Annotated in this window: 6 protein-coding genes; 1 reads left to right on the top strand and 5 read right to left on the bottom strand. The window is 34.4% G+C overall.

The genetic code is table 11. From position 1 onward, the window contains the following. Positions 1 to 162: 162 nt before the first annotated feature. From ACP6PL_RS14620 to ACP6PL_RS14605, 4 genes are all read right to left on the bottom strand, one after another. Positions 163 to 1,344 (bottom strand): hypothetical protein, encoded by a 1,182-nt coding sequence (locus ACP6PL_RS14620; RefSeq protein WP_426545994.1) that lies wholly within the window; start codon positions 1,342 to 1,344, stop codon positions 163 to 165. 1,400 nt (positions 1,345 to 2,744) lie between these two features. Next, complete coding sequence (locus ACP6PL_RS14615; protein ID WP_426545993.1) at positions 2,745 to 3,599, bottom strand: carbohydrate ABC transporter permease; 855 nt, start codon at positions 3,597 to 3,599, stop codon at positions 2,745 to 2,747. 170 nt (positions 3,600 to 3,769) lie between these two features. Next, positions 3,770 to 4,687: a carbohydrate ABC transporter permease gene (locus ACP6PL_RS14610; protein ID WP_426545992.1), complete on the bottom strand. Its 918-nt coding sequence runs from the start codon at positions 4,685 to 4,687 to the stop codon at positions 3,770 to 3,772. A 611-nt stretch (positions 4,688 to 5,298) separates the two neighbouring features. Then, positions 5,299 to 6,684, bottom strand: coding sequence for an ABC transporter substrate-binding protein (locus ACP6PL_RS14605; protein WP_426545991.1), 1,386 nt, complete (start codon positions 6,682 to 6,684; stop codon positions 5,299 to 5,301). A 561-nt stretch (positions 6,685 to 7,245) separates the two neighbouring features. Between ACP6PL_RS14605 and pbpC the strand changes: the two genes are divergently transcribed. Further along, positions 7,246 to 9,657 (top strand): penicillin-binding protein 1C, encoded by a 2,412-nt coding sequence (pbpC, locus tag ACP6PL_RS14600; protein WP_426545990.1) that lies wholly within the window; start codon positions 7,246 to 7,248, stop codon positions 9,655 to 9,657. A gap of 50 nt (positions 9,658 to 9,707) precedes the next feature. On the opposite strand, the gene ACP6PL_RS14595 is transcribed toward pbpC, so the two are convergent. Beyond that, positions 9,708 to 10,970, bottom strand: coding sequence for a hypothetical protein (locus ACP6PL_RS14595; RefSeq protein ID WP_426545989.1), 1,263 nt, complete (start codon positions 10,968 to 10,970; stop codon positions 9,708 to 9,710). Between the last annotated feature and the right edge of the window lie 183 nt (positions 10,971 to 11,153).

Below are 11,153 nucleotides of genomic sequence, written 5' to 3'. Positions count from 1 at the left end.
TCTACTGTAATGATTCTGGTTTTATTATAAGTGATCATCCGAACATGATATTATTTATGGCTCACTTTTTCAAGATGTGAAAACTTTAATTATTTAGGGATGCCAACTGTGAGTCGGCACGCTCATTTTTGAAAAGCTCCCACTGACTCTTACCTAGGTGTTCTATAAGGGGGCGACAAGAGGTAAATTTTGATCTTGTTCCATTTTATGCATGTTATTGGTAATCACATCTCCTGTGGTTAAAAAGCGATAAGTTTCTTGATAAAGAGTTTTCCAGAAATGATTTTTTAGGTGCTGACTCTCTTCTGTAGGATCGATCATTGGATGAGGAACAAGGTCAGCTTTATTATATTCAAAGTAACGATTTCCTCCAGTCTCTCCTCCAATTTCTTGGAAAAAATGTTGATTGGTTTCTATATCAGCAGCATCATCATTATCTGTTAATACTAGAAAAGTCGAGATATTTTTGATTTTTTCAAGATTTTCTTGAGAACGAACCAAGTCTCCAAATCGGTTAATTGCACTATAACAACTAACAGGAAATGACATATGATTCCAGTTGGTTGGGGGAAGCATATTCAGGCTACCAATTAAGTCAACTTGCCATTCTTGACCTTTTGTTTCAATGTTTTTTAATAAAGGTGCATAAGCAACAATTTTTTTAACCCGCTCTGGATATTCTTCAGCTAAACTGATAGCTGTTGCGCCACCGACAGATAAGCCTACAGTATAAATATCCCCAGGCATAGGTTCGATTTCCTGAAAACGTTGACGCGCATAATCTAGATAGTGTGCATGACTAGAATCAAAAAAATCATTAAACTGCTTATCTTTTGGATGGGTTAAGGCTTCAATCATTTCAGCTAAGCGAATCGGATTTAATTCTACAATCCGTTCTACAAGTTTAAGTTCTTGCGCTAGGGTGGGTGCTTTTTGTTCTCCAGATTTATTGTCTTGGCCCAGGCTCTGAAATATGTCCCTTAAAATGGGATCTTGATTAATAGTGTCTACTATGGGTTGTCTGTATTCTGGCTTCATGGAAATGTTTGGCCAATTTACTTCAGCATGGATAAAAGGATGCCCAGCCAATCCTGCTTGATAGACATTAAATCCATTGTTAAAAAGATAATCGCATAAACGCCACATTTGATCTGGTCTTGAGCTAAAACCATGAAACATCATTACTGTGCCGTAAATAGGTTCCCCTGGTTTATGGAATTTATTATACGGCCATGCGCCTGCTCGTTGATCTGGATTGTTCCGAATTGAGTTAATAAATTTATTGATATTGTCTTGGCATTGATTAATTTGAGCTTCAGTTGGAGTCACTTTAACAGCAGACATAATTAACTTAATTCCTACATTGTGTGTTTGTTGAAAAAACTCAAACAATAAGTCTTATTTGGCTTAAGTTTGGAGATTAGACAAAAATAAACATTGTGACGATTTGTTCTAGAAGTCGTCTAGATAAGAGGTAGAGTCGAGGGGAGTGTTACCACTCCAGCTCTCTCTTCCGAAACCGTGGGATTGAATGCCTCCTAAAATTTTGCTTCTGAGTAATTAACTCTGTGGTTTAATCATTTCCCAATTTTCAGGTTTAAGTGGTGATAAAAATCCGGAATATCCGTAATTTTTCGGTTGTTATAGAGTGATATATTCAATTATAAAACAGTTAAGCAAATAAGTGTTGACTGGTGATGAGCGTCACTATCATTCACTCAAGTCTTTTCTAATGGTGCTTTTACAGCTTTAAGAGTAATAATTAAGAAAGTAGGCCGCCGATAGCGATAGGGGTCAAGGGGTGCCCCTACAAAAACTGGCCACTACTTACGTCAATCGGAAAGAAAACTTATAGCAGTTTTCATTAATATAGAGTACAGAAATTTGGGTTGAAAGGAAGAAGGAAGAAGTAAGAAGGAAGAAATTTTGTAGTCTACCTTTGTGAAAACCGCTATAATTATTGAAAAATAATTTTATAAAATTTCCGAAATAAATGGTATTTTTGACGATTTTTTCTATAGAACCCATTTGAGATCTATATAATTATGCAAGTTAAGTCTATTCGTGCATCAAGAATGAGGAAAAATTATCTCAAGGAGTGTTGAATTTTTTTTATTATTTCTCCCCACATCTTCCCTCTTTCCTCCTGTCTCCTAACTCCTAGCTAACGCGCATATTTATAAAGATACGCTTAGGGGTTCTATAGTTAGTATCTTGTTTTTGTCTGAAGATAAAATTAATACGAGTGAGTTCTAGCTCTAACTTTTAGCCACTGAGATAATTCGACGTTAGCGAAGCTTTGCGTTAGCAAAATTATCGATCTCCAATAATCACCAATTGATATTTTGTTAGTAACCGTAAAACTGGTTTGATAAGTGCTTTTTACTCCCTCAAATTAGTCGAACCTTTTTTATTTAAAACCTACCAATATATAGGCCAAGCTCTTTTTTTGTAAATTACAGCAATAACAAAAATATTATTATTTTTCCCCTATCATTCTATCTATGGTTAGACTTAAGGCTAAAATCTTTACCTGTGATATCATGTCCGGTAGCATCGGAGCGTGTATAGAATTAAGTCACAATTGTAATAAACCCTTCTGCCTTCTGCCCTCTGGGTTGCTTCTACCAAAGTATAAGTATTCAAGCTGACATGATATGAATCCTTCTAGATTTAATCAGCTAGCCCTAATTATTAATTGTTGAAGGTGGGTGCGTTAGGCTATCGCACTTCAGCACCCTATATCAACCTTTAACAGCACCTGCAGTAATACCTTGAACGATTCGCCGTTGAGCCACCAATACTAAAATCACTAAAGGAAATGTACCTGTTACTGTTGCTGCAGCAATAGGCCCATAGGGAATTTCAAACAGAGATGTACCGCCTATTTGAGCAACTGCAACAGGAATAGTATACATTTCTGAACGAGTAATAAAAGTCAGGGCAAAAATAAACTCATTCCAAGCAAAAATAAAAGTTAAAATTCCTGTGGTTACTAATGCTGGAATTGTGAGAGGTAAAACAATATTCCACAACATAGAAATTGTGTTGTAACCATCTATTTTGGCAGAGTCTTCTATATCTTTTGGTAACTGTTGGAAAAAGCTTCTTAAAACCAGAATTGTCAAAGGTAAGTTAATACCTGTGTAAGGAATAATTAGAGATATATAATTATTCCCTAAACCAATAGCTCTAATAATTTCTAATAGTCCTAAAAATAACAATACATAGGGAAACAGACTGATGATTAAAACACAGGCAATAATAATATTTTCTCCAGGTATTTTTAATCGTGCCAAAGTATAAGCAGCGGGCGCTCCTATTCCTAAACAAATAATTGTCGAAATAATGGAAACAAAAGCACTATTAAAAATATAGCGAAGAAAATTCCAACTGAGACTGAGATAGTGGTCAAAAGTTAATTGGTTTGGGGTGGGGAAGTAGACATTAGGAACTGCTGATATTGCCTCATTAGTTTTGAAAGATGTGAGTAACTGCCATAAGACTGGAGCGAGGCAAAATATTACAGTTAAAACTACACTTATCCACAGAATTATTCTGCCTATTTTGATTGACGATTGATTTTTTGATATAGACATTTTTGATTCCTTATTTTAACTTTTGATGTTTAGCTCGTAGTAGGGCTTTAGCCCATTAAATCTATGTTAGAGCTAAAGCCCTACTACAAACAAAAACTCTTAACTTTACGCTTCCCGTTTTTTCTTTTAAAGGGAATAGAGGGCTAAAGCCCAACTACAAACAAAAACTTTTAATTTTTGACTTTTAATTTCTGCATAACCGTAGTAGCGATCGCCACTGCAAGAATTAATAATAGAAAAGTTACTACTACTAAAGAAGATCCATAACCAAAGTCTAAATAACGTCTAATAGTAGCATAAATATAGATGGAAATTGTTTCTGTGGCTCCTGCTGGTCCACCTCCTGTCATTACTTGTACCAGGTCAAAAATGCCGAATGCTTGAGCAAATCTGAATAACAAAGCTATTATTATTTGTGGCATTAATAGTGGGATAGTAATTTGTTGAAAACTTTGAATTGGGTTTGCGCCATCAATAGCATGAGCTTCATATAAATCAGAAGAAATTGATTGTAAACCTGCTAATAAAATAATGGCAATAAATGGTGTTGTTTTCCAGACATCAGCAATAATCATTGCCAACATTGCTCGGAATGGATCGCCTAACCAAGTAATATTAGTTTGAATTAATCCTAAGCGGAGAAGTATATCGTTAACTATGCCAAATTGGTCGTTAAAAATCCATGCCCAACCTAACCCAATAGCTGCTGTTGGTAATGACCAAGGAATGAGATTAATAGTACGAACAAAACCTCTACCTCGGAATGATTTATCTAAGATTAAGGCGATGCTCATTCCTAATATTAATTCTAAGGAAATGGAGAAAGTTGTAAATATTGTTGTGTTCCATAAAGTTTGCCAAAAACGACCATCAGTTAATATTCTGCTATAGTTGGTTAAGCCGGAAAAAATAGGCTTTAATTCTGTGCCAAGATTTTGTGTGAATAGACTTAACCAAAGAGCGCGACCAATTGGATAAGCAAAGACAAATAGTAATATTAGAATGGCTGGGGTTATTAATAGCCATCCTGTTAATTTTTCTCTTTTTTCAAGAGAATTGGGGATAAAAGTAGTTTGGGAATTTTTCATAGATTTTTTTAAGGGAGCAATATCAACAGTAGTATTTGTACAATTTAATCAGGACTTACGCAGAGACACTATATATAGCGTTAGATAGCGTTCAAAAACTGTAACGTTATAAATACATAGTGTTTAAGACTCAGAAATGCGTAAGTCCTGTTAATATCGTAGGGGTTTGGTAACCAAATCGTCTAGCAAACTTGAAGTTTTTGCCAATACTAAAATTGAAATTTATATAGCAATTCCCATAGTTATTAGCAGTTTGAGGTACATTTACGATCCCCCTAAATCCCCTTTTTTAAGGGAGACTTTGAAGGCTTCACCCTTTTTAAGGGGGACGGAGTGGGATCTAAAACTGTACCTCATAGATTAAAGTAAAGAACTGCTATAGTAACCTTTCAATAGACAAAAATTTATAGCATATTTCAGGTATATGAGGTACAAATATTAACCTTTAAATCTTTGTAGTGCGGGCATCTTTCCCCCTAGTAATATACCTGAATAAAATCCTAATTTACAGTAATTGTTCAATGAAAAAAAATCAAGGTAGAGGAACTATAGAAAATTAATTCTGTCTCCTGTCTCCTGTCTCCTGACTCCTTCTTTCTAGTTACTGAAAATTAATTCTGTCTCCTGACTCCTGTTTCCTGACTCCTTCTTTCTCCTAACAAAACACGAGTTTCTCTAGCTGCAGCTTTCATTGCTGACTCTGGTGTACGGGAACCTGTTAAAGCAGCACTCAAATAACGTTGTAAAATATCTGATGCTTGAGCATATTGAGGAATGGGCGGACGTAATACAGAATTATTTACTACTGGGAATAAGTTTGGTAAGTAAGGAAATTTTTCTAGCAGGATAGGGTCGTTAAAAAGGGATTTTCTCGCTGGAACAAATCCTGTTTCTAAAATAAATTTTCTTTGTACTTCTGGTTGGTTGAAGTATTGAATAACTTCCCATGCTTCCTCTGGATGTTTTGTAGTTTTAGCTATTCCTAAGCCCCATCCTCCTAAACAAGCTCCACTATTTTTTCCGGGAGCATGAATCATTGGTTTAATATCAAAATTTCCAGCTATTTTTGATGCTGATGCTAATGGATAAACATACGGCCAATTACGCAAAAAAACTGTATTGCCACTTTGGAATAAACGACGGGTTTCTTCTTCTGCATAAGTCGTTATTCCAGGAGGAGAAATTCCCTGACTAATAGTTTGGCGTAAAAAATCTACTGCTGCGATTGCTTCTGGTTTATCTAAACCTACTTCATTTGTTTCTAAATTTACCCAAAAACCACCATAACCTTCCAGAATTTCGATAAACATTGCTGATAAACCTTCATATTGTTTACCTTGCCAAACATAACCCCATTCCACTAATCCTTGTTTTTGCAATTCTTGGGATATTTTGATGATTTCTGCAAAAGTATTAGGAGGTTCAAATCCACCTTTTTTTAATAAGTCGGTACGGTAATAAAGCATTCCTCCACCAGAATTTAATGGCATTCGATAGAGTTTGTCTTGATAAATTCCGCCTGCAACGTCTCCTTGTAAATATATTTTTTGTAGTTGTTGTATATCGACTTTTTCTGAAAGGTCTTTTAACCAGTTAGCAGCAGCAAATTTTGGCACCCAAACTATATCCATATAAACTAAGTCATAAGGAGAATCTCCTAGTAAAAAAGAGGATGTATATAAATCTTCTACTAGGTTAGTATCGTTAGGACCTTTGACAATTTCTAGGTTAATATTGGGGTGAGTTTTGTTAAAATCTGCTTGAAGTGGTTCCCAGAAACTAGCTTCTAGAGCTTGTATTAATACTTGGATAGTTACAGGTTTTTCTTGAGTTTTTGCAGGTATAATTGATATACATAAAATACTTAGGAAAGTTGCTAAAATTAAGATAGTTATTTGGAATTGTTTTTTCAGTCTAATTCTTAGGAATTTTAACCAGGTATGAATTGTTAATGTTAGTTTTTCCAGAGTAGGATTGAAAAATTTACTATATTTCATTATTTTGGTATGCTTAAGAATTAAGAATGATTTCTAGTTTTTAATTAAAGACTTGACTAATAAAGAAAATTTTACCATCACTATAGGACGATTACTCTAAGTTTGCCAATTTCTATCAAAAATAAATGAGTTAAGAATTGGAGCAAGGTAATTTCTGAGTTCTAGTTATTGCTAATGATACAATTATATAATATCTCTACCTCCCAAACCATAATTGCCAATCAAAACACAAATTACATTCCTCCTAAAGAATATTTAACAGAAGAAGAAGTCAGCTAAAATAATCATAGATACTCAGGAGGAAACTATGAAATTAAAAGATTTAGAATCCCAACTTTTGGCACTAACTCCAGTAGAAAAATTTCAAGATTAATGATGTAATTTCTACTCAAGAAACATTAATAGGTCAATTGATTCTAGTTAAACGTCCACAGCAATAAATTAAGTATAGCGATCGCTAAAGAGGTTCACAGTTGCGCTTTAACACCAGAGGTATATTATTTGAAAAGCACTGATCGTCAAACTTGTTATGATAAAAATTACCAAACATATTAAACAAAAATGGCAGCAAACCACACCCCAAAATTTATTCTCGGTTTTGCACTGTTGTGCTTAACTGCTCGATCGCTTCCCTACTTTTTCCCGATTCGCTCTCAAGACATAATTCAACATCAACAAACTTTCAAATTTAGCGATCGTAACGCTCTCCCTCTGGGAACTATCCTCACTCGCGATCAAGAAAATACTGTAGTCGTACCCTTAGATAAAATTTCACCTATATTTATCAACGCCATTATTGCTGCCGAAGATAAAAGATATTATCAACATGGCGCTCTGGATATGAAAGCAATTGGGCGATCGCTCCTGGAAGCTATCCAAGCAAAACAAATAGTCAGTGGTGCTTCTACTATTACGATGCAACTTGCTCGAATGTTGGAACCCACTCCGCGCACTTTCGGCAACAAAGTTAGAGAAATATGGTTATCTTGGCGCCTGACAGCAGGGATGAACAAAAATCAAATCCTCGAAGCATATATCAACCGCTTACCAATGGGAGGAAACATTTATGGTGTAGAAGCAGCATCCCGTAACTATTTTGGCATCTCCGCTACCGATCTCAACCTCGCTCAAGCGACCATTCTTGCTGCTTTACCCAACGATCCTACCGATCTCAACCCCTATTACCACTGGAATATTCTCAAAAAACGTCAAAATTATGTTCTGAAGCGGATGGTTGAAGACAACTATATTACCCAAACTCAAGCGGAAAAAACCTTTGCTGAAGAAATAACTTTACAACCAGAAAATCAAGGTATTATTGCAGCGCCACATTTCCTTTTTTGGTTATCTGAAAATCTATCTACTAATAATATTAATCACAACTTATTTACGACAGCTACCCCTACAGTTATTCGCACTACTATCGACAGACCTTTACAACAATTTGTTACTGCTCAAGTAGGGCAGATAATTAAAAATATGCAGCCTTATAATGTCAATCATGCTGCTGCTATTGTTATTGATAATTACACTGGAGAAGTATTAGCTTATGTGGGTTCTCCTAATTATTTTGACTATCAAAAAATGGGTAGTAATGATGGGGTACAAGCATTGCGTCAACCTGGTTCGACGTTGAAGCCTTTTTTATATCAATTAGCATTAGAAAATCGAGTAATTAATCCCAATACAGTTTTGGCAGACGTACCTACATATTATGCAATTCCCGGCGCTCAACTTTATAGTCCTACTAATTATAATAAAGATAAATTTTTAGGACCTGTTATTGTCAGGGTTGCTTTGGCAAATTCTTTGAATATTCCGGCAGTGCGAGTATTAGAAAAAGTGGGAGTAGAGAATTTTTTAAGTCGTCTACATCAATTAGGTTTTACACATTTAAAAGCATCGCCAGAATATTATGGTTTAGGTTTAAGTTTAGGCAGTGGAGAGGTGAGTTTATGGGAGTTGGCAAAAGCTTATTTAATAATGGCAAAACAAGGAGAATTTACTCCTATTGTTACAACAGAAAGGCAAAAAGAATCCCCCCTACCCCCCTTTGAAAGGGGGGAGAGAGAGAAATATTTGGAAAAACTAACTTTTTTTCAAGATAGAATGAGAGAAGATTATTCACAGACAAAAACCAAAAATTTACCCCCACTACCTAAAGCAAAATCTGAATGGATGTTAATCACAGATATGTTGAGCGATAGTCATGCTAGAGCTACAGAATTTGGAGTTAATTCGGCTTTAAATTTGCCATTTCCAGCAGCAGTAAAAACTGGTACTTCTTCAGATTTTCGAGATACTTGGACGGTTGGTTTTTCCAAAGATTATACTGTAGCAGTTTGGGTAGGTAATTTTAGTGGTAAACCGATGATGCAAATATCGGGAGTTATGGGTGCTGCACCTTTATGGAATCGAATTATGCTGCATTTACATGAAAAGAATGAACCGACTTTTTTCCCCACACCAAAAAATATGGTTCAGCGCCCAGTTTGTACAATTTCTGGATTGCGTCCTAAATCAGATTGTCCGTCGGTAATGACAGAGTATTTTTATCCAGAAAAGTTAGTAAAATACGAGCATTTATCTAATAGCGATCGAGTGGTAAATTTACCTGCTGAATATAACGAATGGTTAGCAAGGCAAAGTAAGTCTAGTTTGGTTGATGGTGAGTTAAAAATTTTATTTCCCCAAGAGGATGATTACTTTTTAATTGATAGTAGCGCAGGAGAACAAAAGTTGGAATTTAAGTTGGCAAATTATGCACAAAAATCTGTGGAATGGTGGTTGAATGGAGAGAAGTTAACCGTTAATTCTGGTAATTCTTTTTTTTGGCAATTAACTCCTGGTAAGTGGAATTTGGAAGTACGTTCAGCAGAGATGGTAGACCGAGTAAATTTTGAAGTAATATTGCCTGATAAATCTCCTTATAATGGTTTTTCTATAGTTCAAGAAGAAAGAAAGAATAAGTAATAAACAAGAATTTTTAAATAAGGAATAAAAATAGTAGCTATGCTACTGTTTTACAAGAGTTGTGCAATTATTGAAATCTGACCGTTTAAAGATAGAATAATAAATATTGTCAGAATAAATTTGCCTAAATCATTGAGAGAAAAATTTTTCCTTAACCAATTCTCAATTTGATAAAAATACGCCACTATAGTCAACCAACTTATTAGTGCAAAGTAACCAACTAATTCATCATAGTTAGTTAGTTTTGTTCCTGCCATTCGAGTGCAATATCCAAAATCTCCTAATGTTTGATAGTCACAAATAGATAAAAATGGTAAAAGAATAATCATCAAGATTATAGAAGCTAAAACTATTACAATATGACCATAAAAACCTTGCCATATACTTATTAGACTGGGAAACAAAATCGAATATCTTGAAAAAGGCTTTTTACCAGAGAAAATATTTTTATTAGAAAAAATATGGTCAATATAAGAGAACACAAGTATAGATAACATTAGTCCTAATGCTGTAGCTTTTAGAATTAGAGTTTCACTGCCTGCAACTTCGGATAAAATCAACCCTATAATCCCACTCCAGAAACCAAAAATTCTAATTATAATTACTGTCCATATCAACAGAAATAAACTTTTTAGCCATGAAATAGGATAAGGAAACCATATAGGCCATTTATTTGCTTTATTTTGTTTTTGTTGGTTTTCCGGTTTGTTTTTCTGTTTCTGTTTCCAAGGTTTTTCTCCAGTTAATAAATAAGTTTGTCTCCGCGCTCGCTTAATTGCCATACAGTTGTCAATAATGCTAACAAACGACACTACTAAGAAAGGCAAATAAAATGCTTTAATAAATATCTCTTCACCATCAGTATTTTCTAGTAAAAAGTTGATTAAAATTGCAGATAGGATACCTTGTAAGAAAATTCCAAATACGAAAAACCAAATATAGAAAGCAACTTTACGCTTGGTATAAATATATGTAGCTATAGGAATAGTTAAACCTAATACAGAAGTTAACCACATACTGCATTGAGACAATTTAATCAGTTTATCTAATTTCTTTTGCTCAGTTTTGGTCTTTGTATTTTGTTGTTGATTATCTGATTCTTTAGATTCTACAGATTTGATTATTTTTCGTTGTATTTTAGCTTGATTGTACAAACTAATAAATTCAGTCAACTGAGGAGAATCTGTACTTATATCTTGACCAGAAACTTTGACAGAATGAATAGATTCTATTCCTAATTTTACAAGAGCTTTATTCACAAAAGAAACAGATTTTTTTTGTCTGGTACTTCTAGAGATTTTAGAGTTAAACACAATACACTATCTATAATAGTGACTTGAGTAGTAATTCCTTGATCTTTAAAAAAATAATTAAGTTACAGATGCGATCGCTGTGATATTTCCCTGTTTAGCAAGAGTTAATATCTCTGACTTCTTTCCTGATTTTGTAGTAGTCATTCGTATATATATTCTCTAACAAATGATTGAATTTTTATC

The organism is Dapis purpurea BLCC-M126, from assembly GCF_050015975.1.
GTDB lineage: Bacteria > Cyanobacteriota > Cyanobacteriia > Cyanobacteriales > Microcoleaceae > Trichodesmium.
Note: the sequence above shows the minus strand (reverse complement) of the source record. Positions and strands in the feature narration are given on the sequence as shown.

What these genes read in the sequence shown, in the direction of transcription:
- ACP6PL_RS14620 (WP_426545994.1), bottom strand. Translation starts at nt 1,344, where the DNA reads ATGTCTGCTGTTAAAGTGACTCCAACTGAAGCTCAAATTAATCAATGC.
- ACP6PL_RS14610 (WP_426545992.1), bottom strand. Translation starts at nt 4,687, where the DNA reads ATGAAAAATTCCCAAACTACTTTTATCCCCAATTCTCTTGAAAAAAGA.
- pbpC (WP_426545990.1), top strand. Translation starts at nt 7,246, where the DNA reads ATGGCAGCAAACCACACCCCAAAATTTATTCTCGGTTTTGCACTGTTG.
- ACP6PL_RS14615 (WP_426545993.1), bottom strand. Translation starts at nt 3,599, where the DNA reads ATGTCTATATCAAAAAATCAATCGTCAATCAAAATAGGCAGAATAATT.
- ACP6PL_RS14605 (WP_426545991.1), bottom strand. Translation starts at nt 6,684, where the DNA reads ATGAAATATAGTAAATTTTTCAATCCTACTCTGGAAAAACTAACATTA.